Consider the following 23,508-nt stretch of genomic DNA (forward strand, 5'->3'; position numbering starts at 1 on the left):
TTCAAACACGATTGGTTTTGATAACAATGCTTATTTTGTGCAAAACAACAGAATTTACACTGAAAAATAGTGATATTGTAGCATTTTACTCAAAAGTGTTTACGAACATATGTTCGTGTTTTATAATATGGACAAGCGAACAGTTCTTGGTATAATTTGGAGGTGTTACATCATGGAAGGTTATGGATATGTCTTAATTCTGTTTGCATTTGGGTCGTTCATTATTGGGCTAATCTCCCTGATTGTACAAATCATTATGGCCATTAATAAGAAAAAATGAACATACTAAATCTTTTTATAAAAACCCGTTGCGGATCCTTTAAAACCATTTCGTTCATAAAAATGATGGGCTTTTTGTCGTTCTGGTCGATTGCCACTGTTCAGATTGATCATTTGGCAACCTTGACTTTTAGCCCATTCCTCTGCTGCATTAAGAAGTTTTTTGCCTATACCATGCCCACGCTCAGATGAGTCTACAACCATTGTGATGATACGAACATAAGGGGCATCATGTTCAAATCTCATTGCTTTTAACATTCCGACCATTCCTAATAACGTACCATTGTGTTCAAAAACTAACGTATGATAATCCGGATGACGATCAATCGCTTCATACCGTTGCTTCATGGTTTCAGCATCTGTTGGATAGCCCAGTTCACTCATTAATTTAGTTAATTCCTCTACATCAGACAAATTTGCTTCTCGAATCATATTTTTACCTCTTTTCTAAGTGGTGTCGTTTATAATTGATTTCTAGAATTGTTTAAAATGTCCTGCTGTTAAATTCAATCAAACGATTGTTTAATTCTTGAACATTAATGTAGACAAGGTTTTCACAACTTTAATCAAACGTTTGATTGATAAATTTCACAAACTTGAAAACTCACATAATCAAGGATAAATTAGAATAAATATTATTACTTAATCTTAAGACATAAGGAGTGTCACTATGAAACGTCTTGCTGTTTTTTGTGGCTCTAGAGATGGAACGAATGATCATTATCGAAACACTGCCAAAAGGTTTGGGGAATTACTTGCGCAACATGATATTGAAATTGTCTATGGAGGAGCCATTGTTGGACTGATGGGAGCTGTAGCAGAAGGAGCTCTCGAGCATGATGGTAAAGTCATTGGTATCATTCCTGAACGCCTGAAAACTGTAGAAATTATGCACCCTGATGTTACGGAAATGCATGTTGTCGAAACAATGCATGAAAGAAAAGCCAAGATTGCAGAATTGGCAGATGGATTTGTCGCTTTACCAGGTGGTGCGGGAACAATGGAAGAATGGTTTGAAGTCTTTACCTGGGCACAAATTGGTTATCACCAAAAACCATGTGCTTTATTAAATATTAATGGCTATTACACACCCTTAATAGAGCTGTTTGACCATATGATCTCAGAGGGATTTGCCGATCCACATTATAAAGAATTCATTATGATGGAAGAAGAACCTGAAGACTTAATCGATCGTCTTAGATTATTTTCGAATTAAAAAGGAGCGACTTTCTTACGAAAATCGCTCCTCTACTCTATTTTTCTTCAACTTGAACCTTCATTAAATATACGACTCGATTGTTGTTAAGTATTTGATCGACATCATCATACGCTTTAATACTGTTCTCATTATTACTTTGGTTAAATACAGCAATGGTATATTCCTGACTTTTTTCTAGATCAATCGAACCATCAATTAAAAAGCCGTGAGATATCGGGTTGCTATTTATATTTGATTCGAATTTATTACTACCTGTAGTACTACCTGACTCATCAAAATCATAGAGTCTCATATCCAACAAGTCAGCTTGAGGATCGACGATAAACCACCCGATAGTTCTGTTAGCATGCTTGATGTTTTCATCTACCGTCCTAAAATGTTTACTATCAGGATTAAATAACTCACCTTCATGATAGCGTTCAATCCACACATCTAATTTAGTATTCTCAGGATCTTGAAACGTCAAGTCAAATTCCATCACTGGACCTAGAGCCAGACGTTTTGTACTTTTAGCCGTATTCGATTCTTCTAAAGGCTCAAGCGTTACAAACGCGTCGTCAGCACTCGCCTCAGGACTACACGCAATTAAGGTTAATAAACTTAATAAAAGAACATACTTTCTCACATAACTCCCCCAAAACTATTCTTCTAGCGCTTCATCAACTGCTGCTTTTACATGAATTTCTGTTGTATCAAACACTGGCAATTCCATATCATTCTGTTGTATTAATAAACCTATTTCCGTACAACCAAGAATAATCCCTTCCGCACCTTGGCTCACAAGGTCTTGAATAACTTTTAAATAATATTCTTTTGACGAATCTTTAGTTTCACCATATACTAATTCATCAAATATAATCTTATTAACTTTTTGTCGATCATCCTCATTCGGCACAACAACATCAATGTCTGATGAATCAATACGTTCTTTATAAAAATCTTGTTCCATAGTGTATTTAGTACCAATTAAACCTACTTTATTTAACTCTTTTTGATTAATTGACTGAACGGTTGCATCTACAATGTGTAAAATCGGAATTGTAATGCGCTCCTCAATAATCTCGACTACCTTATGCATGGTATTGGTAGCCAGTATAATAAAGTCGGCACCTGCTAACTCTAATGACCGAGCGGCATACCATAATGCATCTCCAGCTTTCCACCAGTCACCTTGTGTTTGCCACTTTTCAATTTCAGCAAAATCAACACTGTAAATAATACACTGCGCAGAATGTAATCCGCCTAATTCTTCTTGAACTTTTTCGTTTAATAAACGGTAGTAAGTGGCTGTTGACTCCCAACTCATACCACCAATGATCCCGATTGTTTTCATGATTCACCTCTCCTCGACATTTCCCGGGAAATATCAACAATTTACAACTCTAATTCTGTAGAATTAACTAACTGTATACCGTAATTTTCTACTAATGAATTCCAAGCTTTTTCATTGATCTCTTCAAATCCGGGTATACAACTCATGCCATCTTTTAAAACATAAATGTTCTGTAACCATTGTATATCATTAGAAAAGTGCTCTGCAATTTGTCGAACTGACTCATAAACACAATGTGATTCAGCTTCACCCGCTATAACAACTTGATCAAATTCACGTATATAGTTTAAGAGGTTGTAATCAGTTTGATCTTCTTGACTATACTCAGGCTCAATAATACCGTATTTTTCGCTAAGTGGATCCTGTCCTTTCACGACCTTCTTCACTTCAGTATCTCGAGCAACTGAATGAAAATGTGCTATTTTAGAAAACTGGCTTTCTAGTGCTGCACCCGGTGTGCCCTTAACACAATGGTAAGGCCAAATGCATAACTTTTGTCTGCCTATTTCTTCAATCTGACGAACATATTCAACACTTTCTTCCTTATGAGCAACCGGAATCCATTTTCCATTTTCCACATCTTCAGCTGTAATAATCGTTAATGGTTCTGGGTGTTTCCCTTCTGAATCCACCCACCAACTTGGGTGAAAGATTTGATTCAATTCGTGAGTATCTAATGATACAGCAATGCTTGTTATTTTTTCTAAATTATTATAAATAAATTTAGTGATTCGTTCTAGGTCCTTATGTGCTCCAGGCACTCCTAATGCCCCTTCTTCCATAAAGTCATTTTGAATATCAATCCCTAGAAAGAGCACTTTTTTATTATCATTCTTAGCTGGTTCTACTTCTTCTTCAATTGCTTGTTTTACCACTTCATTTAGATTGACTTTCTCATATGTACCTATCTTCGCTACATTCACAATCTCATTATAAGATGTGTTTAACATGTTTCATCCCCTCCTATTTTTATTATAAACGATGTTAATCATTCTTTCATTTTATAAAAAAAATTCTTGACCCTTACGTAACGTGATGGTTTAACTTAGAGATTGAGGTGATGATATGTATCAAGTCAAAGACGTTTCAGAAATCACAGGTGTTAGTGTGCGCACACTACATCATTATGACAAAATCGGACTTTTAAAACCTAATCGTGTTAATGAAAATGGTTACCGTCTCTACAACGATAATCACTTAAATCAATTACAACAGATTTTATTTTTTAAAGAGCTTGATTTTTCCTTACAGCAAATAAAAGAAATTATGTTAGATGACGATTTCGATGAAGCTGAAGCACTAATAAACCATCGAGAACTCTTAGAAAAACGTAAACATCGCCTCGAACAATTAATTCAGACGATTGATGAGACTTACAATTCTTTAAAGGAGGATCAACAAATGAGTAAAAAGAAAATGTTTGAAGGCTTTAATATGGGTGACATACGTGAGCATGAAAATAAATATAAAGACGAAGTAAAAGAAAAATATGGCCATACAGATGCTTATAAACAATCTCAGGAGCGAACAGCAAAGTATACTGAACAAGATTGGAAAACGATTCAAGAGAAATCTAATAGTATTTATAGCCGATTAGCAGAATTAATGGAACATGACCCTTCCCACAATGATGTTCAAAACGTTATAGGTGAATGGCATTCATTAATAAATGATTATTTTTACGAATGCCCACGTGAAATGTTTAAAGGACTTGGGGACATGTATGTCAGCGATGAACGATTTACAAAGAATATCGATCAATACGGGCAAGGATTAGCTAAATTTATGCGTGATGCAATGTATATCTATGCAGATTCCTAATTCCCATCAGTAAAGTTTTTACAATCTAGTAGGATTAACTCATGTTTTTATCGAATAAACATATTATCAAATGATAAATGTTTAGGGAGAGGATATGATGAATAACCACGAAATTGATTACGAACTTCATGGAGATGACATGCAGTTCGTCGAAGTTGAGCTTGACCCTGATGAAACGGTCATTGCAGAGGCTGGAAGTTTAATGATGATGGATGATGGTATTGAGATGGAGACGATTTTTGGAGATGGTTCAGAGAGCCAAGGTGGATTTATGGGCAAATTACTTGGGGCTGGTAAACGAGTCATTACGGGCGAAAGTTTATTTATGACTGCTTTTACTAATTCAGATTCAGGTAAAAAACATGTTTCTTTTGCCTCACCTTATCCCGGTAAAATTGTACCAATGGACTTAAGTGAACTAGACGGTAAAATCATTTGTCAAAAAGATGCATTTCTTGCCGCTGCTAAAGGTGTGTCAGTTGGTATTGACTTTCAGAAGAAAATTGGCGCTGGCTTTTTCGGTGGGGAAGGCTTTATCATGCAAAAATTAGAAGGCGACGGAATGGCATTTGTCCACGCAGGCGGAACGATTTACCGTAAAGATTTAGAGCCCGGTGAAACACTTCGGGTGGACACAGGTTGTTTAGTAGCCCTATCGAAAGATGTTGATTATGACATTCAATTTGTCGGAGGGATTAAAACAGCATTATTTGGTGGAGAAGGATTATTTTTTGCAACTTTAAAGGGACCAGGATCAGTTTGGGTTCAATCGCTACCATTTAGCCGCCTAGCAAGCCGAATTTTTGCAGCGACACCTGAACAAGGTGGCGAACAAAAAGGAGAAGGAAGTATCACCCAGGGACTATTTGATATGTTCGGAGGCGATAGAAGATAAACTTCCATTAATAACTAATAAAATCATTTCATTTTCACATACTAATCACAACTTTAATAATGAGGTGATGGTATGGGAAAAGACGAACACAAGCGAAAAAGTAAGAACCGAATGGCACAAACGCCGAAAAACCAACTTCGAGCCCATGATGTTGAATTTTCAGAGTCAATGGCTGACCAAGAAGATCTTGAGGCTCAAGCAAGAGCACGAGCAGCTGATACCAGAATTAAAAATCAAAAGCGTTAAAAAAGAAAAATGCGTCCGCGGACGCATTTTTCACTTTAATCTTATATTTCTTGTCTTTTAAGTCTTAACGCATTCGACACGACGGAGACTGAGCTAAAGGCCATTGCAGCGCCTGCTACCCATGGAGCGAGTAACCCAATCGCTGCAACTGGAATGCCTGCACTATTATAAGCGAGCGCCCAGAATAAGTTCTGTCGAATATTACGCATCGTTTTCTGGCTTAATTTAATCGCTTGTGCGATATTCGATAAATCGCCACCAACTAGTGTCACATCCGCTGCTTCGATTGCAACATCCGTTCCTGTACCGATTGCCATACCAATGTCTGCAATCGCAAGAGCCGGCGCATCATTAATACCGTCTCCTACCATCGCGACTTTCTTGCCTTTTTTCTGTAATTCTGATACTTTGTCAGCTTTGTTTTCTGGTAGAACTTCTGCAAAAACGTGAGATTCTGATATGCCGACTTCTTTTGCCACAGCTTGAGCTGTTCGGGTATTATCACCTGTCATCATATAGACTTCAATTCCAAGGTTTTTCAGTTCTTCGATGGCTTTTTTCGATGTTGGCTTGACTGTGTCTGCAATGCCAATTGTAAATCTTAACTCACCATCAATCGCAGCCAATACAGCCGTTTTACCTTCTCGTTCAAACTCTTGTAATTTATCTTCAACAAGTTCTGTATTAATGCCTTGCTCAACCATTAACTTACGAGTTCCAACTAAAACTTGATGCTGATCAATTTGCGCCTGGATTCCGTGGCCAGAGACCGCTTCAAATGAATCCGGGTCTTCAACTTCATAGTCATGCTCCGTCGCATAAGCCATAACCGCTTCTGCGAGTGGATGCTCAGAACGCTTCTCTGCTGCGGCTACTAAGGCAAAATCATTATTAGAGCCTGAAACCGTCATGACATTCGTCACTCTTGGCTTACCTTCTGTAATCGTACCAGTTTTATCTAGCAACACCGCTTCAATGGCTTGCGTTCCTTCGAGGTATTCACCGCCTTTAAATAAAATGCCTTTTTCAGCACCTCGACCAGAACCAACCATAATTGATGTTGGCGTTGCAAGCCCTAATGCACATGGACACGCAATGACTAGAACAGCAATTGATGCTTCTAATGCTGATGACCATACACCAGGGTCTACAAACATAAACCACACAGCAAACGTCACAACAGCAATCGCAACCACAATTGGAACGAAAACCCCTGAAATACGGTCAGCCATACGCTGAATCGGCGCTTTTGATCCTTGGGCTTCTTCAACGATCTTTATAATCCCAGCGAGCGCGGTATCTTTTCCAACTTTTTTCGCTGTTAGCGTAATCGTTCCATTTTTATTAATCGTAGAACCAATCACCGCATCGTTTTCACCTTTATCAACTGGAATAGATTCCCCTGTAATCATGGATTCATCAATTGATGTTGACCCTTGAATGACTTCACCATCAACCGGAATCTTCTCACCAGGTTTAACGATAATATGATCGCCAACTTGAACTTGCTCAACCGGGATACGCTCTTCTTTTCCATCCCGTAAAACTGTTGCTTCTTTGGCTTGAAGCTTGAGCAAGTTTGTAATAGCTGCTGTCGTACGCCCTTTCGCTAATGCTTCAATATATTTACCTAATATAATTAACGTAATTAAAATCGCACTTGTCTCAAAGTAAAGGTCTGCATGTTGAATGGCACCAGTTTGCCACAAAATAGCCTGAACAACACTGTAGAAATAAGCAGCTGACGTCCCTAATGCAACTAACAAATCCATATTGGCGCTTTTATTAACTAAGGCCCGATAAGCACCTGTATAGAAAGGCCAACCGACGTAAAATTGAACGACCGTTGCTAAAACAAACTGCGTCCATGGATATTCTATAAACCCTGGAGCAGATAACCCAAGATCAAACGGCATGTGCCCTAACATCGTTAATAATAATGGAAATGATAATATAGCAGAGAAAATAAATAAGTGTCTTTTATTTCGAATCTCTTTTTCTTTATGAGATTCTTTTTCCTCCTGGTCTTGTTTAACAACTGCCTCATAGCCTAGTTTTTTAACTTTCTCTAATACATCATCTATTGATACTACCCCTGGGGTGTATTCAACCGTTCCAGATTCTGTCGCCAAATTAATATTCGCTTCAGAGATACCCTCCATCTTAGAAAGGCCTTTTTCAATGCGAGTTGAACATGCTGCACATGTCATACCACGTATATCAAGTTCGACTTTTTCTTCTTGAACGCCGTAGCCTAATTTATTAATCCGATCAATTACTTCATGAACCGTTGCCTGGTTTTCATCATAAGAAACTGAAGCTTTTTCCATTGAAAGGTTCACATTAGCTTCAACACCGTCCATCTTGTTCAGCACTTTTTCAATTCGCGTTGAGCAAGCTGAACACGTCATGCCGGTTACATCGAGTTGGGTTTGCTTTTGATCCTTTTCTTCCGTTGCCACTATGATACCCCCTTCCTATTTTGAGTACTGCTTGATGACTTTCATTAACTCATCCATGTACTCATCACCGTTACCTTCTTTCACGGCATTCGTAACACACATCTTTGCGTGACGCTCTAGCATTTGGTAGCCCACTTTATCTAATGCCGCTTTGACAGCTGAAATCTGCACTAAAACATCTACGCAATAACGATCTTCTTCTACCATTTTTTGAAGACCACGTACTTGACCTTCAATTCTTTTCAATCTGTTTGCCATTGCTTCTTTCTCGGAGTTTGTCCTCGGAACAACAGGTTCCTCTTGATCCACCATTTTCACATCTTTTTCGTCCATGACAATGTCACCTCACACCCACTATATACTATACCCGGATACGGTATATTGTTAATCGAAAAATTCCCCGTTCAAAATTCGAACGGGGTAAAATTCGTTATGCTACTACGTCATAACCTTGATCATCAATTGCTTCTTTCATTTGATCAACGGTTACTTTTGATTCATCAAATTTAACATCAACTTTACCTTCACCTAAGTTAACGTTAACCTCTGAAACCCCATCTAATTCGTTTAGAGCACCTTCAACTGAAGATACACAATGTCCACAAGACATACCTTGAACAGTTAGTGTTAAATCCTTCATGAATATAACCCCTTTCTATTTGTTCTGATTATAATATATCATACCCCCGAAAGGTATTCAAATTATATAACTCATTTTTCTTTATAATAATTGAACTCTTGAAGTCCTGCCTATCATATACCCCCTCCAAGCATTTTAATCATATTATGAAAGACAAGCGTATATCTTAGTAAAGTAACAGTTTATTGAAGGGGGCGCACTAATGAGTGTAGTCATTTTTTCAAGCGTGGTTTTACTGATTAATTTGTTAATCATTTTTATTTTTATTCGTCCAAACGGAAAACAGATGGAATCTATGATCACAACCATGGTTTTAACTTCATCTACGGGGTTATCAATTGGTTTTTTTATCTGGTTTTTGTTCAGCGAAAATCACCTAGTAGCTACACTTATCGCAATTGGGTCAGCTGCTTTCATCGGTATGTTTATCGGTATGAAATTTGGGATTAAGTGTCAAGTTGAGGGGTTCTTCTCCGGACTAATGGCATCTATGATGGGGATTATGTTAATTATGATGTTTAATGTTCAGGATAGCGCCTTTTTATTAATGGTTGGACTAGCATTTCTATGTAGTATGACTATCTTTTCAGTAGCTCGGCAATTTGAGTTGCCTTATAAGTTGTTAGTTATTTTGTGCATAACTGTGGTACTCGTATTTGGGTTATTCCCAAAAGAAGTTATAGTTGACCATCACCCTAAACATCATAGTTTCAAAAACCAAATTTTGTTAATATAGAGACAAAAGCTAAAGGGGTGAATGAATTGGAGAGTTTTTCAATTATTGGGATTTTAATTACTTTAATCCCTATTATAATTTGCATTGTAGTCGTTATGTGGATTTTACAAATTCGAGATTATAATCACGAACAGGTTGAACAAAACAAACGCATCATAAAATTGCTTGAAGAACAGAATCACTAATTTATGCGCTTCTTTCTGCGATTTATGCACTACTTTTTTGAATTTATGCGCTTCGAATTCTGTCGAACGCAACAAATTCTTAAATTTATGTGCACTTTTTAAGTCGTTTATGTGGTGTTTGGCGCAGGGGTGATCCCCCTATGCCATCATTTTTTTCTTTTTTCTTTCAAATGAACGAAATTATTAATTTATGCGCTGCTTTCTGCGATTTATGCGCTACTTTTTTGAATTTACGCGCTCCGAATTTTGTCGAATGTAACAAAATCTTAAATTTATGCGCCCTTTTCAGGTGGTTTATGCGCTGTTTGGCACAGGAGATATTCCCCCTGCGCCATTATTCATATTGTTCGTTCTTCTTTTCATGTGAACGAAATCATTAATTTATGCGCTGTTTAGTGCAGGGGTGACCCCTTTATTTTGTTCGATCTACTTTTTCAGATAACATTAGCGATACGAACATGCCTATTCCGATAACTAGAAAAATAGTACTCGATGAGAAAGCGATAAACATCTCACCAGTGGCTAAACCTGATGTGACTCCGACGAAAATTCCAAATAACGAAACACCAACTGCTAAAGCGTACAAAACCGCACGTATGCGATTCATCGCATATTTTCGAGCCGTTTCTCTAGCCAATAGGCTATAAGTTAAAATAGCTCCTCCGATGACAATAAAAATACTCGTTCCTGACTTCGCCGGTGCTGCAACATCCATAAAGTTCATGCTAATCGTCATTAAAAAGCCGAAAACAATTAACATCACACTAATTACAATTCCACCAGTCGAAATCCGATTCGTCATGGAACTATACACTTCACCTTTTGCTTCTTCACGGCCCGCTTCACGCATATCATCAACTAAACCACTTAAGTCACCCATCGAAACCTTTGCTTCTTTGAATGCTTCCTCATCCGACATGCCCTGTTTTTGATAATCTTTAATACGCTCATGCATATTCGTTACCAATTCTTGTTTCAAATCAAACAGTTGCTGACTTTTCCCTACGTCCTTAAATAAATCATCAATATACTTCCTTACTTCATCATTTAGATTCACTCTGATCCCCTCCTGTAATTAATTGATCCAGTACATCTTTTGCAAATAGCCATTCCTCTTTGTTTTGTTGGTACTTTTTCAGACCATCTTCAGTTATTCGGTAATACTTCCGCCTTCCACCTTGCGTCTCGTCTCCCCAATAAGATGTAATAAGGCCTTCTTTTTGTAAACGTCTAAAAGCTGTGTAGAGTGTAGCTTCTTTTAATTCATACTGGTTTTGGCTGAGTTCAATAATTTTTTTGTAGATCTCATATCCATAACTATCTCCTTGTCTCAAAATGTTAAGTATGATGGTCACTGTATGTCCGCGGATTAAGTCTGTTGAAATATTCGTGCTCATATATGCCTCACCTCCTGAAATACATCATATAACATATTACTATTTGTGTCAAAGTAATATGTTATAAAAAATAACCTTTGACTTGTTTTATTAGTCAAAGGTGGTTATAATATAATTAGAAAATTTGCATAAAATAAAGTAACCGCTGGTGCGGACACACCAACGGTTACGTACAATAGCCCTTCAAAGGGGCGGCTCGCATTCGGGATAGTAACTACCCTACAGCTTACCAGGCATGAGGGTGGTTACTTTTTTTGTGACAGCAGTAACACCACAAATGATCCGAACGTCAACATGATCATGAGGGCTTCAAATACCGTCATAGGCATCACCCCCTTTGTTCACCAAATGAGGGGCGAGCCACCACCCTAAAAGCCTTATTGTACACTATTCATTTTAACAAATGTATCTATTAAAATACAGAACATATATTCCTATTATAAAAAGCCCACTAGATTTACTAGTGAGCTTTGACATGATTAATCATCTTCGCGATCTTCATCCTCGTCGTCATCATCTTCGTCTTCTTCATCTTCGTCTTCTTCATCTTCGTCATCATCGTCGTCACGATCGTCTTTGTCTTCTTCATCTTTTTCTTCTAATTTCTCAACTTGTTCTTCTAATTTTTCTAAAGCTTTTTCAGCTTTTTCTTCAGCTTTTTCTTCAGCCTTTTCTGTTTTCCATTCTAACTTTTCTAGAATCTTATCGATTTTTTCTTCGGCTTTATCTAATTTTTTCTCAGCTTTTTCTTCGCTTTCAACCTTTTCTAATTCTCGTTCTAATTCAGACAGAACTTTATCTAACTCACGCTCTGCCTTCTCTGTTGCTTTATCTAATTTCTTAGTTGTTTTCTCTTTTTCTTTATCTAGCTTACGTTCTGTCTTTTCTACTTTCTTAACGACTTCATCTTTTTCTTCTTTTACTTCTTCACTCTCTTGTTCCTCTTGTTCGTTTTCTTCTTCAGATTCCTCATTGTCTTCTTTTGAAGTCTCTTCATTTTGTTTTGTTAGAACGCGTTCAAGTTCATCTTTAGTGTCTTGTGACAATTCATCATTGTTTAATAAATCTTGTAAATTAACCACTTGCTGCTCTTGATTTTCTTCTACTTCCTCTTCGACTTCCGTTACATCTTCACCATCAGATTTTGCTTCTTCAATATTCTTCTTGATTTCTTCTAAATGTTGCTCATACTCTTTGAATAATTCATCCACTTCTTCTTGATGGTCTTTTTCAATTAATTCTTGGATCTCAGCTAGTCTTTCTTCAGCAAATCCATCTTGTAATAATGCCTTAACTGTTTTATCTTCTGTTAATTCATACTCCGCTTGCTCCATGAAGCGACTCATGTCATAAACTTCTGAGTCAGGGCTTACATACGTTTTCTCCTCTTCAGCGTTTACTGTTCCTCCAATTAGCAAAATACTAGCTGTAATAGCAAATATTAATCTTTTCAATACACTCGCCCTTTCTTATTTTTGTAACTCGACAGCTGATTGAAATTCTTCAATGGTCTCTTTTACATCTTCATATACATTTGTTTTAGATAAAAAAGACAAAATTAATGTTTGTTCTTCATCTTGTTCAAGATAAACATCTGTTCTAATGCTTTCTTTATTTTTGGTTTGGTATGAAAAAGACTCTTCTTGTTCTTCTATAACCTCAACATCTCCAGCACCTGCAAGAAGTTCATCTTTAATTTGATTAAAATCTTTTTCAGTCTCTACCACTGTCGCAATAGCTTTCAAATCTTGATGGTTAAAATTAACCGTTAAAGGTTCTTTCTTTTCTTTACCTATAGACCAACCTGAAACATTCGAAACTACTAGTCCACCTTCTTCATACAAGGTATCTTTTGTTTCTTCTTTTGCCTGGTCTTCTTGTTGATCTTTTTCTTCAGCGTCAGCTCCACAGCCCGACAAAACCAACAATCCTGCTACCAGAACAAGACATAATTTGTTAAGCATTTATGTACCTCTCCCTCAATCAATCTACTTATACTTTACGAAATTGGTTTTTAGCTTTTGAGGGTTAAGTTACTTTTTTCCCTTCCATTCGTCAAAAAATTCATTAAGAAAATGCTCCATAAATTCATGTCGACTATTGGCTATCTCATACCCTGACTTGGTATTCATTAGATCTTTCAACTTAAGTAATTTCTCATAAAAATGGTTAATACTTGTACCCTCATTATTTCTATACTCCTTATGCGTCATGGTACCCCGCGGTTGCACTTCTGGATTATAAACAACGTTGCCGACTGATCCACCGTATGTAAAACATCTCGCAATCCCAATGGCACCAATCGCATCTAAACGATCAGCGTCTTGTACAACTTTTGCTTCTAAATTGGTGAGTTCAGGACCATTACCACCTTTAAACGAGATCGATTCAGTAATATCAATAATATGCTGACGGGTTACTTCCTCTACACCCATGTGTATTAACCAATCCTCTACTTTTTCCTTCGCCGCTTCAACATCTTCATTCAGTTTCTCATCCGCCAAGTCATGTAAAAGAGCAGCCATTACACATATAAATTTATTTGCCCCTTCTTCTTCAGCAATTCTTTGAGTCATTTTGGTCACACGATCAATATGCCACCAATCGTGACCAGAACCTTCATTCTCTAACTCCTGTCTGACAAATGAAGCTGTTTTTTGTATGATTCCATCCATGGTAAATCCTCCGTCCAACTAGTGTAAGTTCATTATACCAAAGAACTTTCAGGCAATTTAAACAATAGGAAAAATTAACCTTTACAAATTTAATAAACATGTTATTCTTTTAACTGTAAGAAAACTGCATACTCGAACAAACACTAGGGGAGCTAAGTCAAGTGGCTGAGAAGGCAATGCCTGACCCTTTGTACCCGAACTAGATAATACTAGCGTGGGGAAGTGTGGTGAAGCTGTATAATAGATTATTTTTTTACATACAGGTGAACTGCATTCCCACGGGAGTGCAGTTTTTTTATGGAAAAAATTCTAAGGAGGAGAGATTTTTATGACAAGTAACAATTCTAAAAACAGTTTTGTAGGGTGTGAATTCACTCTATACCCAATGAGTGACAACTTCGTCGATATAATCCTTTCTGCATTAGATGAAGTTGATACGTCTACAGTTTGGATGGAGACAGATGATGTCAGCACTTGTATTAGAGGAAAAATGGTTCACGTCTACGATATAACTCAGGCCATTTTCCTTCATGCGGCGAAGACAGGGAAACATGTCGCGATGAGCGGAACATTCGGCGTTGGTTGCCCATGCGATACGACGGATGATGTATTTTTATCAGAAGAGGATGAGCCAAAAAATATTTCAAAAATAAAAGAAATTAACCAAAAGGCTGGCTGTAAATTTGCCTTATACCCAATGGGTGAAAAAGATTATATTGAAAAGATCCAAGAGCAGGTCAACCTTTCGAAACACCGCGGAGTCGAAGTTAGTCCAACACACTACGCTACTCGTTTAGATGGTGATGTGAAGGATATATTCAAAACTCTACACGAATCCTTTGACCAAGTTCAGCAAGCAGTCTCACACGTCACGATGACATTTACGATTTCAGCCAATAGTCCATCAAATCAATAAAGGAGAGATGAACCGTGAACCAATGGAAACTTAAAGAAATTGTCTTAATGTCGATTTTAGGTGTTGTCTTTGGGTTTATTTATTTAGGGTTTTTTGGCGTGGGGAAAATCCTCACGAGTATAATGGCTCCACTAGGTTTAGGGGATTTAGGTTACGAGGTGATCTACGGGATATGGTTTATCGTCTCTGTCATCGCAGCCTATATCATCCGGAAGCCAGGTGCAGCCTTAATGGCCGAGATGATCGCTGCGTTAGTGGAAGTTTTAGCAGGTTCAACAACAGGACCATCTTTACTAATCTCAGGTTTTATTCAAGGGTTAGGAGCTGAGCTCGCGTTTGCCTTAACCAGATGGAAAGACTACCGCCTACGTATACTCATATTCTCAGGTGTCGGAGCCGCATTACTAAGTTTCCCTTACCATTTCTTCACACAAGGCTATGATGCCCTTGAACCATGGGTGGTCACATTAATGTTTAGCGCACGCGTCATCAGTGCCATTCTAATTACTGGTTTACTAGGTAAGTTCATTAGTGACCAACTAGCGAAAACAGGTGCCCTTCAAGGTTATGCCTTAGGTAAAGAGATGAAACAGAAAAAACGTGATGACCATGTCGCATAGTCCGTTATTACAGCTAGAACATTTCACGTTTTCATTTGAGGAAGATGAAAAGCCAGTCATCAATGACTTGAGTTTTCAAATTAACGAAGGTGAGTCCGTTCTTTTAATGGGAGCTAGTGGTTCAGGTAAAAGTACATTAGCTTTATGCTTAAACGGTCTTTACCCAGAAGCCGTTGAAGGAATATCATCAGGAGACCTTTATTTTCGTGGAATAAACATCAATGAATTTAAAAAGGGGGAACTGAACCAGCAGATCGGAATTGTTTTTCAAGACCCTGAAAGTCAATTTTGTATGATAAAAGTTGAGGATGAACTAGCCTTCACACTAGAAAATCTATCAATTCCTAGAAAAGAAATGGTCGAAAAAATTGATCATGTCTTGGATTTGATCGGTATGAAACCATATAAACAAAGTAAAATTCACGAATTATCAGGCGGGCAAAAACAAAAAATCGCTTTAGCAGCTGTTTTACTCATGGAACCAAAATTACTCATTCTAGACGAACCGACGGCTAATTTAGACCCCGTCTCTAGCTTGGAGTTCATCGAATTAATCGGTGAGCTCCAAGCAAAATCTAGTATGAGCATTGTGGTGATAGAGCATCAAGCCGATGACTGGGTTACATTAATAGATCGTGTGTTAGTTTTAGACCAAGAAGGCCAATTAACGCTTGATGGTAATCCTAGTGACGTTTTTCAAACACATGCGGAACAATTCAAACAAGAAGGGCTTTTCTTACCTCAGGATTTTTCAGGACATCAATCACCAAAACAGCAACCTTCGCCTATTGCTAGCACACATCCTTGCATGACCATTAACCATTTATCTTTTACTAGAAAAAATAAAACCATATTAGATGAGTTAACCTTTAAGATCTATCCTGGAAAACTAATGGCGATTGTCGGACAAAATGGCGCAGGAAAATCGACTTTATTACAACTCATGGCTCGATTACTTAAGCCAAAACATGGCTCCATAACATTTGAGGGGTTGCCCCTTCACGAATGGAACGAACCGAAATTAAGGCAACGAACAGGTTTTGTCTTTCAAAATCCAGAACACCAATTTATTACCGACACTGTTTATGACGAAATAGCGTTTGGTTTGAGATTGAATAATGAATCTGAGGAAAAAGTTAAGACGGTGGTTCAGCAACTACTAAACACATTTCATCTATCAGAACAACAATGGCGTAATCCGTTTTCTCTGAGTGGAGGGCAAAAACGCCGTTTAAGTGTTGCGACTATGTTAGATGAGACACCTGATTTACTATTATTCGACGAGCCGACATTTGGTCAAGATGCTTATACCACACAAGAACTGATGAACATGATCATGAACCTTAAACAAAAAGGAACGGCAATTGTGTTTGTCACACACGATATAAATTTAGTTGATCAGTATGCCGATCGAGTCATGGTGTTAAACGAGGGCAAGATTGCGCATGACGGAATACCTGAAAGATTGTGGCAAGATGAAGATTTACTAAAAGAAGCACGACTTAGAAAACCGTATCGTTTAGAACGAAATGAGGTGGAATCCATTGGTCTCATCCATTAATCCAAGTGTTAAGATGATTGCCATTGTCATTCCTGGCCTCATCCTAAGCTTAGCATTTGATGTAATGACACCACTTATATTTTTCTTATACTTGTTGATGGTGACCGTCTTTTTCTCTGGGGTCAATTTGAAGAAATGGCTTATGTTTTTTATACCATTGTCAGTCTTTGCATTAATGTTAGCCTGGACTTCAATGATTCATACCGATGAAAAATACGCTGGTGGTGACATTCTCGTTGACTTTTGGTGGATTGAAATTACAACAGGAAGCTTACAAGTTGGAATTAGCCTAGCCTTAAGGTCGATGTGTTTTATTGCATTAACGTTGCTTTTCGCACTCACAACCGATCCAACGAAGCTCATGTTAAGCATGATGCAGCAGCTTAAACTTCCACCGAAACTGACTTATGGGATTTTAGCTGGTTACCGATTTTTACCCTTATTTAAACACGAGTTAGACCTATTGAGGCAAGCCCACCAAATTCGTGGGGTTAGCAGAACCAAAGGAATCAAAGGCCGCATTCAACGTTTCAAACGATACTTGATCCCATTGCTCGCTAACGCTATTCGTAAATCGGAACGTGTCGCGAACGCCATGGAATCAAAAGGCTTTACCGGAAGCCGAGAGCGGACACATTATCACGACATTCAAGTACAAAAACGAGATTGGATGTTCCTAGCCTCCATGGTCAGCGCCTTAGTCCTGGCCTTCTACCTTTCTTACACATTCGGTTATTTAAATATTTTTGGTAAAACATTTTAATAGATGATTGGGCATCATGACCAAGTTCATGATGCTCTTTTTTTGGATTAGATAATAAACTATGCAAAATAGAGAATAACGCTATCGAAATAGATAATAAACTAGATTTTTAGATAATAAAACTCACCCTAATTTTCTTAAAATTGACACACCGATTTTAAATATGTTACCTTTTAGTCACATAAAATAATGAAATGGGGGTTAGAGTTGAACGAAAATGACATTACATTAGTTTTTAAAGCCTTAGCCCACCCAGTTCGTCGCCGCATCCTAGACCATATTAAACATCATCCATCAACCACAGGGGAACTCGTCTCACGCTTTCCAGACATCAGCCGCTATGCCGTCATGAAACACCTTAGAACCCTAGAAGATAGTCAGCTCCTTTTATCTCGCAAAGAGGGGCGATCCAGAATTAATTATTTAAATGTTGTTCCGCTTCAAACAGTTCACAACAGGTGGGTCAGCCAGTATGAAGAGTTGCAAAGTCACAATCTATTATCATTAAAAAATCAAATTGAAGGTGGAAATCAAATGTCAGGTTTAGTTCATGATTCATTTAAAATTGAACAAAAAATTAACATTAAGGGATCTAAAGAAGAAGTGTTCAAGGCTCTTACAACAGACATTTCAAAATGGTGGACGTATAGTGTTTTTGACGGTGAGAATACGACACTTACACTCGATGCGAAACCAGGTGGATTATTTTTAGAAACTAACGAAGAAGGCGGTGCTTTATGGGGGACCGTGACTTATGTTAAGGAAAACGAAGAATTGAGGCTTAACGGTCTGTTAGGTATGAAAGGTGCTGTTGATAGTGCTTACTCGTACACTCTTGAACAAGACGGTGATTATACGACTCTAAAACTGTCACATCATGCTGTTGGACTTCTCGACCCTGAATGGCACAAAATGCATAATGAAGGATGGCAAGAACTATTAGGTGACTTCTTAAAAGATTACGTCGAAAAAGGAAAAGTGAGATCTTAATGGGAAGAGGGTTATTACACCATATCGAACTATATGTGTCAGATTTAGAAGAATCGCTCGCTTTTTGGGGATGGTTCTTAGAAGAACTAGGCTATGAATCTTATCAGAAATGGGAACAAGGCGCTAGTTGGAAAATGGATAACACTTATCTTGTATTTGTTCAAACAGAGGAAAAGTATCTGGATATCCCTTATCACCGTAAGCGTACCGGATTAAATCACTTAGCCTTTTACGCAGAGTCACACGAGGATGTCGATGTCATGACTCGTAAATTAATAGAAAAAGGCACTAGAATTCTGTATCAGGACCAACACCCGTATGCAGGTGGCCCTGACCACTACGCGGTTTACTTTGAGGATCCTGATCGTATCAAAGTTGAATTCACAGTTGGATAAAGTAAAAATACAGCCTCCAGTTAACTGGAGGCTGTATTTGTGATAGTTCCTTGGTGAAAAACCATCTGCCATTGTCCTTCTATGTCCTTCCAAATCGAACTTCGATAGGAATACTGTTCAGTTCCTTCATTGAACACTAAAAATGTGACTAAGGCGACCTTATCAGCTAAAGGCTTCATGTCAAAATTGGAAAGGTGATATTTTGTCATACGTTTATGAACATCACCTTCAAAAGCATCTAATTGGTCTTGTTTCGTAAAGACCTCTCCTGAGCTACCAAACTCTTTAAAGTCATCTGCTAGTAATCTCTCAAAGTCAGATTTTCGTTTTAATAATAGCATCTCTTCTAATTCTAATAAGTACTGTTTCAAATCACTCAATTTGACCCCTCCGTTTTGACGAGCAACTCACTTAGTTTCTGTAAATCTACATTTCCACCTGATATGACACAAACAACTTTTTCATGGTTCAAATTAACTTTGTCGAACATAGCGGCTGCAACAGTCGTTGCGCTTGATGGTTCGATGAGTTGTTTCATCCGTTCCATGACAAAACTCATCGCATAGCGAATCTCGTCTTCGGTTACTAAAACGAGTTCATCCAAATACTTTTGTAGAATCGGAAACGTAAGAGTGCCTGGTTGAGTCGTTCGAATACCATCTGCAATCGTTAAGTGCGTGCCTTCAACGGGTGTGATCTCCCCTCTTTCAAGTGAAAGCTTCGTATCATAACCTAACTCTGGCTCAACGCCAATTACTCGGACATTAGGGTTTTTTTCTTTAATCGCAATTAAGGTACCAGACATCAAACCTCCACCGCCAATTGGTACAATCACGGTATCGACATCCTCAACCTGTTCCAAAATCTCTAAACCGACCGTCCCTTGTCCAGCTATAATATCTGGGTGATCATATGGAGGGATAAACATGCCATCTAGTTCTTCCGCTAATTCTTTGGCTCGAGGAATGCGTTCAGCAGAGGTCGTGCCGCAATATTCAACCGACCCTCTATACTCTTTTATCGCATTGACTTTGCTTTCATTTGCATCAGTTGGAACCACAATTGTTGCTGGTATTTCTAAATTATTGGCAATATAAGCAACTGCTTGTCCATGGTTACCAGATGAAGCAGCTGCGACGAACTTTACCCCCTCCTTCTTTGCTTGTATAACTCTATTTGTAGCGCCACGAATTTTAAAAGAACCTGTTGTCTGCAAATGTTCTGATTTTAAAAAGATTTGAGCTTCGCATCTTTTAGACAATTGACGCGATTTCAAAATAGGCGTTGTTTTAACAGAATCTACAATTCTTCCTCTCGCTCTTAGAACATCCTCTAATTGAACCATCAACAGCACTCCCTAGTTTAAGTTAGTTTTAGTTTCCCTTTTTGAACATCCTATGTCAACACTTCAACAAATCTGTGATGAATGTCTTACAAAAGAGTTAACTCGGTTTAAAAGTGGTATATAGACTATATACAATGAAATGAGAACACGAAGCATGGAGTGATTGCTCATGAGATATAAAAAAATACTGTTTTTATTAATGATAGGAGGCTTTTTCCTACTTTTAACTGGATGTAGCGATTTAACAGTATTAGATCCTAAAGGTCCAGTTGGCCAAAGCCAAAAAGACCTCATCGTGTATTCCCTTTGGTTTATGTTGGGGATTGTCGTAGTGGTCTTTGTTTTATTTGGAATCATGGTCATTAAATACCGCGATCGACCAGGACGTGGGGACAAAAATTACAACCCTGAGATTCATGGGAATTTAAAAGTTGAAATACTTTGGACAGCGATACCGTTAATCATTGTGATGTTACTCTCTGTTCCAACTGTTGAGACATTATTTGATTTAGAAAAACCACCTGAGTCATCTAATGAACAAGAACCACTTGTCATTCATGCGACATCAGCAGATTGGAAATGGTTCTTTAGTTATCCGGAACAAAATATTGAAACAGTCAATTATTTGCATATACCAACCGATCGAGCTATAGAATTCCGTTTGACATCTGCTGATTCAATGGCTGCTTTATGGATTCCTGCTCTTGGTGGTCAGAAATATAATATGGCAGGTATGGAAACTACTTTATACCTCCAAGCCGATGAAGAAGGCGTTTATGATGGGCGCAATTCCAACTTTAACGGGGAAGGGTTTTCCCTCCAAACCTTTAAAGTTCACGCAGAACCAAAAGAAGAATTCAATAATTGGGTCGATCAAATTCAAAATGAAAAACCTGAATTAACGCAAAATCAATATAACGAACTTTTAAAACCTGGAATATTAGGTGAGATGGCCTTTTCAAACACCCATCTAGAGTGGGTTGACCATAGCACTATGAGGGATAGTGATTATTCACTTAAACACCATCTAGGTGATTACGAACAACACCTTCACATTAAAAGTTTAACTGAATACGAGAAAGAAGGTGAAGATCATGAGTCTTGATGAATTTTTTGTGACAGGAGAACCTTTAATTTATGCAGGTATGGTAGCGATTGTTTTGGTGACGAGTGCAATTATCTTTCTATTAACCTATTTTAAGAAATGGGGATGGTTATGGCGCGAATGGCTCACGACTGTCGACCATAAAAAGATTGGTATTATGTATATCTTAAGTGCACTCGCCATGTTATTCCGAGGTGGTGCTGATGCGCTTATGATGCGTGTACAGCTAGCATTTCCGGATCTAAACTTTTTAAACACCCAGCACTATAATGAAATCTTCACTACCCACGGAACTGTCATGATTATTTTCATGGCGATGCCGTTTTTAATAGGCTTAATGAATATTGTCGTGCCACTTCAGATAGGTGCACGAGATTTCGCATTTCCATACGTGAACGCACTCAGCTTCTGGTCATTCTTTTTCGGAGCCTTATTATTTAATATTTCGTTCGTAATTGGTGGATCACCCGATGCTGGGTGGACTAGTTATACTCCATTAGCAGGAGCAGCAATGAGTCCTGGTCCTGGTCAAAACTTTTATTTACTAGGTTTACAACTTTCCGGAATCGGAACTTTAGCAACAGGTATTAACTTAATGGTGACCATTTTGAAGATGCGTGCTCCGGGTATGAAGTTATTCCAAATGCCGATATTTACTTGGTCAACATTAGTAACTTCATTTATTATCATTTTCGCATTCCCAATTTTAACCGTAGCATTAGCTTTAATGACGATTGACCGAATCTTTGGCTCTCAGTTCTTTACATTAACTGGTGAAGGACTTCCTATGATGTGGGCAAACCTTTTCTGGATGTGGGGTCACCCTGAAGTATATATCGTTATTCTTCCAGCATTCGGTATCTTTTCTGAAGTCATCGCTACGTTTGCTAAGAAACAATTATTCGGTTATAAAGCAATGGTATGGTCAATGATTTTGATTGCTGCACTTAGTTTCTTAGTGTGGGTACACCACTTCTTTACGATGGGTGCCGGCGCATTTGTCAATTCAGTATTCTCAGTATCGACTATGTTAATTGCTGTGCCAACAGGAGTTAAGATCTTTAACTGGCTAGGGACACTCTATAAATCTAAGATTCAATTTACGACACCGATGCTTTGGGCATTAGCCTTTATACCGAGCTTTGTGATTGGTGGTGTTACAGGCGTCATGTTAGGTATGGCGGCTGCTGACTATCAGTTTCACAATTCCTATTTCTTAGTTGCACATTTCCATTATGTATTAATTGCTGGTACCGTATTTGCTTGTTTCGCGGGATTAGAATATTGGTATCCAAAAATGTTCAATCATAAGCTAAATGAGAAATTTGGAAAATTAAGTTTTTGGCTATTTGTCATTGGATTCCACGTGACGTTCTTCCCTCAGTATTTCTTAGGGTTAGATGGAATGCCACGCCGTATTTTTGATATAGGACCTGAATGGTTTACATTAAACTTTATTTCAACCATTGGTGCATTCGGTATGGGACTTGGATTTGCTGTATTTGTCTTTAACATTTACTACAGTTATCGAACAAGCCAACGTGAAACAACTGGAGATTCATGGGATGGTCGCACACTTGAGTGGGCTACACCAACACCTGTACCGCACTACAACTTTGCGACTCAACCTACCATCCGTGGTCTTGATGCTTTTGTAGAAATGAAAAAGCACAATGAATCAACTTTTGATGAATCGAAACTTGAACCGATTCATATGCCAAATAATACTGGCCAACCCTTTATCATGATGGCACTATTGTTTATGTCTAGCTTTGCATTAGTATTTGAGTGGATGACGCTAGCCATTCTATTCTTAGTAGGTGTAATCGTCATGATGGTTGTTCGTTCCTTTGATGAGGATGAAGGGCACCATGTTGAAGTTGAAGAAATTAAGACAACTGAACGTCAATTAAGGGGGTTATAGT

At 38.1% G+C, this 23,508-nt stretch carries 30 protein-coding genes and 1 riboswitch; of the genes, 15 read left to right on the top strand and 15 right to left on the bottom strand.

Translation table 11 applies throughout. From position 1 onward, the window contains the following. The first annotated feature begins 172 nt into the window (after nucleotides 1–172). Nucleotides 173–280 carry a putative holin-like toxin gene (locus EDC24_RS15485; RefSeq protein ID WP_425455181.1) on the top strand — a complete coding sequence of 36 codons (108 nt, stop codon included), beginning with the start codon at nucleotides 173–175 and terminating at the stop codon, nucleotides 278–280. A gap of 5 nt (nucleotides 281–285) precedes the next feature. On the opposite strand, the gene EDC24_RS08460 is transcribed toward EDC24_RS15485, so the two are convergent. After that, entirely contained in the window at nucleotides 286–711 is a 426-nt protein-coding gene (locus EDC24_RS08460) for a GNAT family N-acetyltransferase (protein WP_245998056.1), read from the bottom strand. Nucleotides 712–949: 238 nt separating this feature from the next. Between EDC24_RS08460 and EDC24_RS08465 the strand changes: the two genes are divergently transcribed. Next, nucleotides 950–1,495 carry an LOG family protein gene (locus tag EDC24_RS08465; RefSeq protein WP_124221645.1) on the top strand — a complete coding sequence of 182 codons (546 nt, stop codon included), beginning with the start codon at nucleotides 950–952 and terminating at the stop codon, nucleotides 1,493–1,495. Nucleotides 1,496–1,532: 37 nt separating this feature from the next. Here the strand turns inward: EDC24_RS08465 and EDC24_RS08470 are convergent, their stop codons facing one another. From EDC24_RS08470 to EDC24_RS08480, 3 genes are read right to left on the bottom strand one after another with little or no spacing between them, the layout of a single operon-like run. After that, complete coding sequence (locus EDC24_RS08470) at nucleotides 1,533–2,123, bottom strand: hypothetical protein (protein ID WP_124221646.1); 591 nt, start codon at nucleotides 2,121–2,123, stop codon at nucleotides 1,533–1,535. Nucleotides 2,124–2,138: 15 nt separating this feature from the next. Then, entirely contained in the window at nucleotides 2,139–2,831 is a 693-nt protein-coding gene (locus EDC24_RS08475) for an aspartate/glutamate racemase family protein (protein ID WP_124221647.1), read from the bottom strand. Nucleotides 2,832–2,872: 41 nt separating this feature from the next. Continuing rightward, on the bottom strand, nucleotides 2,873–3,781 hold the full coding sequence (locus EDC24_RS08480; RefSeq protein ID WP_124221648.1) for a cysteine hydrolase family protein: 909 nt from the start codon (nucleotides 3,779–3,781) through the stop codon (nucleotides 2,873–2,875). Between the two features lie 115 nt (nucleotides 3,782–3,896). Between EDC24_RS08480 and EDC24_RS08485 the strand changes: the two genes are divergently transcribed. From EDC24_RS08485 to EDC24_RS08495, 3 genes are all read left to right on the top strand, one after another. Further along, the gene (locus EDC24_RS08485) at nucleotides 3,897–4,652 is read left to right on the top strand and encodes a MerR family transcriptional regulator (protein WP_124221649.1); all 756 of its coding nucleotides are present in this window, start codon (nucleotides 3,897–3,899) and stop codon (nucleotides 4,650–4,652) included. Between the two features lie 97 nt (nucleotides 4,653–4,749). Then, complete coding sequence (locus EDC24_RS08490) at nucleotides 4,750–5,547, top strand: TIGR00266 family protein (RefSeq protein ID WP_124221651.1); 798 nt, start codon at nucleotides 4,750–4,752, stop codon at nucleotides 5,545–5,547. Between the two features lie 72 nt (nucleotides 5,548–5,619). Then, nucleotides 5,620–5,793 carry a YfhD family protein gene (locus tag EDC24_RS08495; RefSeq protein ID WP_124221652.1) on the top strand — a complete coding sequence of 58 codons (174 nt, stop codon included), beginning with the start codon at nucleotides 5,620–5,622 and terminating at the stop codon, nucleotides 5,791–5,793. 41 nt (nucleotides 5,794–5,834) lie between these two features. On the opposite strand, the gene EDC24_RS08500 is transcribed toward EDC24_RS08495, so the two are convergent. The 3 genes from EDC24_RS08500 to copZ all read right to left on the bottom strand — a co-directional run bounded on the left by EDC24_RS08500 (nucleotide 5,835) and on the right by copZ (nucleotide 8,895). Then, nucleotides 5,835–8,255 (bottom strand): heavy metal translocating P-type ATPase, encoded by a 2,421-nt coding sequence (locus EDC24_RS08500; protein ID WP_281274512.1) that lies wholly within the window; start codon nucleotides 8,253–8,255, stop codon nucleotides 5,835–5,837. Nucleotides 8,256–8,270: 15 nt separating this feature from the next. After that, nucleotides 8,271–8,588: a metal-sensing transcriptional repressor gene (locus EDC24_RS08505; RefSeq protein ID WP_124221654.1), complete on the bottom strand. Its 318-nt coding sequence runs from the start codon at nucleotides 8,586–8,588 to the stop codon at nucleotides 8,271–8,273. 97 nt (nucleotides 8,589–8,685) lie between these two features. Continuing rightward, nucleotides 8,686–8,895 carry a copper chaperone CopZ gene (gene copZ / locus EDC24_RS08510; protein WP_124221655.1) on the bottom strand — a complete coding sequence of 70 codons (210 nt, stop codon included), beginning with the start codon at nucleotides 8,893–8,895 and terminating at the stop codon, nucleotides 8,686–8,688. 202 nt (nucleotides 8,896–9,097) lie between these two features. Here copZ and EDC24_RS08515 point away from each other — a divergent pair, with 202 nt between their 5' ends. Continuing rightward, nucleotides 9,098–9,631, top strand: a complete 534-nt coding sequence (locus EDC24_RS08515; RefSeq protein ID WP_124221657.1) for a hypothetical protein — start codon at nucleotides 9,098–9,100, stop codon at nucleotides 9,629–9,631. A 26-nt stretch (nucleotides 9,632–9,657) separates the two neighbouring features. Beyond that, the gene (locus tag EDC24_RS15165; protein ID WP_170158520.1) at nucleotides 9,658–9,816 is read left to right on the top strand and encodes a hypothetical protein; all 159 of its coding nucleotides are present in this window, start codon (nucleotides 9,658–9,660) and stop codon (nucleotides 9,814–9,816) included. 412 nt (nucleotides 9,817–10,228) lie between these two features. On the opposite strand, the gene EDC24_RS08520 is transcribed toward EDC24_RS15165, so the two are convergent. The 6 genes from EDC24_RS08520 to EDC24_RS08540 all read right to left on the bottom strand — a co-directional run bounded on the left by EDC24_RS08520 (nucleotide 10,229) and on the right by EDC24_RS08540 (nucleotide 13,888). Further along, nucleotides 10,229–10,873, bottom strand: coding sequence for a permease prefix domain 1-containing protein (locus EDC24_RS08520; protein WP_124221659.1), 645 nt, complete (start codon nucleotides 10,871–10,873; stop codon nucleotides 10,229–10,231). Next, the gene (locus tag EDC24_RS08525) at nucleotides 10,860–11,213 is read right to left on the bottom strand and encodes a PadR family transcriptional regulator (protein ID WP_124221661.1); all 354 of its coding nucleotides are present in this window, start codon (nucleotides 11,211–11,213) and stop codon (nucleotides 10,860–10,862) included. Before EDC24_RS08525 ends, EDC24_RS08520 begins: the two co-directional genes overlap by 14 nt. A 245-nt stretch (nucleotides 11,214–11,458) precedes the next feature. Next, nucleotides 11,459–11,542, bottom strand: coding sequence for a putative holin-like toxin (locus EDC24_RS15490; RefSeq protein ID WP_425455184.1), 84 nt, complete (start codon nucleotides 11,540–11,542; stop codon nucleotides 11,459–11,461). Between the two features lie 150 nt (nucleotides 11,543–11,692). Next, nucleotides 11,693–12,667 carry a DUF5667 domain-containing protein gene (locus EDC24_RS08530; RefSeq protein WP_124221662.1) on the bottom strand — a complete coding sequence of 325 codons (975 nt, stop codon included), beginning with the start codon at nucleotides 12,665–12,667 and terminating at the stop codon, nucleotides 11,693–11,695. Between the two features lie 15 nt (nucleotides 12,668–12,682). After that, nucleotides 12,683–13,177 carry a hypothetical protein gene (locus tag EDC24_RS08535; RefSeq protein ID WP_124221664.1) on the bottom strand — a complete coding sequence of 165 codons (495 nt, stop codon included), beginning with the start codon at nucleotides 13,175–13,177 and terminating at the stop codon, nucleotides 12,683–12,685. Between the two features lie 69 nt (nucleotides 13,178–13,246). Beyond that, entirely contained in the window at nucleotides 13,247–13,888 is a 642-nt protein-coding gene (locus EDC24_RS08540; protein ID WP_124221666.1) for an HD domain-containing protein, read from the bottom strand. A gap of 135 nt (nucleotides 13,889–14,023) precedes the next feature. Further along, a riboswitch (TPP riboswitch) is annotated at nucleotides 14,024–14,126 on the top strand. 90 nt (nucleotides 14,127–14,216) lie between these two features. Here EDC24_RS08540 and EDC24_RS08545 point away from each other — a divergent pair. The 6 genes from EDC24_RS08545 (at nucleotide 14,217) to EDC24_RS08570 (ending at nucleotide 19,133) form a co-directional block, all read left to right on the top strand. Further along, nucleotides 14,217–14,804, top strand: coding sequence for a YkoF family thiamine/hydroxymethylpyrimidine-binding protein (locus EDC24_RS08545; RefSeq protein WP_124221668.1), 588 nt, complete (start codon nucleotides 14,217–14,219; stop codon nucleotides 14,802–14,804). A 14-nt stretch (nucleotides 14,805–14,818) separates the two neighbouring features. Then, the gene (locus EDC24_RS08550; RefSeq protein WP_245998059.1) at nucleotides 14,819–15,424 is read left to right on the top strand and encodes an ECF transporter S component; all 606 of its coding nucleotides are present in this window, start codon (nucleotides 14,819–14,821) and stop codon (nucleotides 15,422–15,424) included. Continuing rightward, the gene (locus tag EDC24_RS08555; protein ID WP_124222079.1) at nucleotides 15,408–16,985 is read left to right on the top strand and encodes an ABC transporter ATP-binding protein; all 1,578 of its coding nucleotides are present in this window, start codon (nucleotides 15,408–15,410) and stop codon (nucleotides 16,983–16,985) included. Before EDC24_RS08550 ends, EDC24_RS08555 begins: the two co-directional genes overlap by 17 nt. Beyond that, nucleotides 16,969–17,748, top strand: a complete 780-nt coding sequence (locus EDC24_RS08560) for an energy-coupling factor transporter transmembrane component T family protein (protein ID WP_170158521.1) — start codon at nucleotides 16,969–16,971, stop codon at nucleotides 17,746–17,748. The genes EDC24_RS08555 and EDC24_RS08560 overlap by 17 nt, the downstream gene beginning before the upstream one ends. Nucleotides 17,749–17,955: 207 nt before the next feature. After that, on the top strand, nucleotides 17,956–18,738 hold the full coding sequence (locus tag EDC24_RS08565; RefSeq protein WP_245998062.1) for a helix-turn-helix domain-containing protein: 783 nt from the start codon (nucleotides 17,956–17,958) through the stop codon (nucleotides 18,736–18,738). Continuing rightward, the gene (locus EDC24_RS08570) at nucleotides 18,738–19,133 is read left to right on the top strand and encodes a VOC family protein (RefSeq protein WP_124221673.1); all 396 of its coding nucleotides are present in this window, start codon (nucleotides 18,738–18,740) and stop codon (nucleotides 19,131–19,133) included. The genes EDC24_RS08565 and EDC24_RS08570 overlap by 1 nt, the downstream gene beginning before the upstream one ends. Before the next feature lie 20 nt (nucleotides 19,134–19,153). On the opposite strand, the gene EDC24_RS08575 is transcribed toward EDC24_RS08570, so the two are convergent. Both EDC24_RS08575 and EDC24_RS08580 read right to left on the bottom strand, forming a co-directional pair. Then, complete coding sequence (locus tag EDC24_RS08575) at nucleotides 19,154–19,513, bottom strand: nuclear transport factor 2 family protein (RefSeq protein ID WP_245998068.1); 360 nt, start codon at nucleotides 19,511–19,513, stop codon at nucleotides 19,154–19,156. Then, the gene (locus EDC24_RS08580; RefSeq protein ID WP_124221675.1) at nucleotides 19,510–20,478 is read right to left on the bottom strand and encodes a threonine ammonia-lyase; all 969 of its coding nucleotides are present in this window, start codon (nucleotides 20,476–20,478) and stop codon (nucleotides 19,510–19,512) included. Before EDC24_RS08580 ends, EDC24_RS08575 begins: the two co-directional genes overlap by 4 nt. Nucleotides 20,479–20,647: 169 nt before the next feature. Here EDC24_RS08580 and qoxA point away from each other — a divergent pair, with 169 nt between their 5' ends. Then, complete coding sequence (gene qoxA / locus EDC24_RS08585) at nucleotides 20,648–21,583, top strand: cytochrome aa3 quinol oxidase subunit II (protein WP_124221676.1); 936 nt, start codon at nucleotides 20,648–20,650, stop codon at nucleotides 21,581–21,583. Continuing rightward, entirely contained in the window at nucleotides 21,573–23,507 is a 1,935-nt protein-coding gene (gene qoxB, locus EDC24_RS08590) for a cytochrome aa3 quinol oxidase subunit I (protein WP_124221678.1), read from the top strand. The genes qoxA and qoxB overlap by 11 nt, the downstream gene beginning before the upstream one ends. The last annotated feature ends 1 nt before the right edge of the window (nucleotide 23,508 follow it).

Origin of the sequence: Aquisalibacillus elongatus (assembly GCF_003843875.1) — a bacterium.
GTDB lineage: Bacteria > Bacillota > Bacilli > Bacillales > Alkalibacillaceae > Aquisalibacillus > Aquisalibacillus elongatus.

What these genes read in the sequence shown, in the direction of transcription:
- EDC24_RS15485 (WP_425455181.1), top strand. Translation starts at nt 173, where the DNA reads ATGGAAGGTTATGGATATGTCTTAATTCTGTTTGCATTTGGGTCGTTC.
- EDC24_RS08460 (WP_245998056.1), bottom strand. Translation starts at nt 711, where the DNA reads ATGATTCGAGAAGCAAATTTGTCTGATGTAGAGGAATTAACTAAATTA.
- EDC24_RS08465 (WP_124221645.1), top strand. Translation starts at nt 950, where the DNA reads ATGAAACGTCTTGCTGTTTTTTGTGGCTCTAGAGATGGAACGAATGAT.
- EDC24_RS08475 (WP_124221647.1), bottom strand. Translation starts at nt 2,831, where the DNA reads ATGAAAACAATCGGGATCATTGGTGGTATGAGTTGGGAGTCAACAGCC.
- EDC24_RS08480 (WP_124221648.1), bottom strand. Translation starts at nt 3,781, where the DNA reads ATGTTAAACACATCTTATAATGAGATTGTGAATGTAGCGAAGATAGGT.
- EDC24_RS08485 (WP_124221649.1), top strand. Translation starts at nt 3,897, where the DNA reads ATGTATCAAGTCAAAGACGTTTCAGAAATCACAGGTGTTAGTGTGCGC.
- EDC24_RS08490 (WP_124221651.1), top strand. Translation starts at nt 4,750, where the DNA reads ATGAATAACCACGAAATTGATTACGAACTTCATGGAGATGACATGCAG.
- EDC24_RS08495 (WP_124221652.1), top strand. Translation starts at nt 5,620, where the DNA reads ATGGGAAAAGACGAACACAAGCGAAAAAGTAAGAACCGAATGGCACAA.
- EDC24_RS08505 (WP_124221654.1), bottom strand. Translation starts at nt 8,588, where the DNA reads ATGGACGAAAAAGATGTGAAAATGGTGGATCAAGAGGAACCTGTTGTT.
- copZ (WP_124221655.1), bottom strand. Translation starts at nt 8,895, where the DNA reads ATGAAGGATTTAACACTAACTGTTCAAGGTATGTCTTGTGGACATTGT.
- EDC24_RS08515 (WP_124221657.1), top strand. Translation starts at nt 9,098, where the DNA reads ATGAGTGTAGTCATTTTTTCAAGCGTGGTTTTACTGATTAATTTGTTA.
- EDC24_RS08525 (WP_124221661.1), bottom strand. Translation starts at nt 11,213, where the DNA reads ATGAGCACGAATATTTCAACAGACTTAATCCGCGGACATACAGTGACC.
- EDC24_RS15490 (WP_425455184.1), bottom strand. Translation starts at nt 11,542, where the DNA reads ATGCCTATGACGGTATTTGAAGCCCTCATGATCATGTTGACGTTCGGA.
- EDC24_RS08535 (WP_124221664.1), bottom strand. Translation starts at nt 13,177, where the DNA reads ATGCTTAACAAATTATGTCTTGTTCTGGTAGCAGGATTGTTGGTTTTG.
- EDC24_RS08540 (WP_124221666.1), bottom strand. Translation starts at nt 13,888, where the DNA reads ATGGATGGAATCATACAAAAAACAGCTTCATTTGTCAGACAGGAGTTA.
- EDC24_RS08545 (WP_124221668.1), top strand. Translation starts at nt 14,217, where the DNA reads ATGACAAGTAACAATTCTAAAAACAGTTTTGTAGGGTGTGAATTCACT.
- EDC24_RS08555 (WP_124222079.1), top strand. Translation starts at nt 15,408, where the DNA reads ATGACCATGTCGCATAGTCCGTTATTACAGCTAGAACATTTCACGTTT.
- EDC24_RS08570 (WP_124221673.1), top strand. Translation starts at nt 18,738, where the DNA reads ATGGGAAGAGGGTTATTACACCATATCGAACTATATGTGTCAGATTTA.
- EDC24_RS08580 (WP_124221675.1), bottom strand. Translation starts at nt 20,478, where the DNA reads ATGGTTCAATTAGAGGATGTTCTAAGAGCGAGAGGAAGAATTGTAGAT.
- qoxA (WP_124221676.1), top strand. Translation starts at nt 20,648, where the DNA reads ATGAGATATAAAAAAATACTGTTTTTATTAATGATAGGAGGCTTTTTC.
- qoxB (WP_124221678.1), top strand. Translation starts at nt 21,573, where the DNA reads ATGAGTCTTGATGAATTTTTTGTGACAGGAGAACCTTTAATTTATGCA.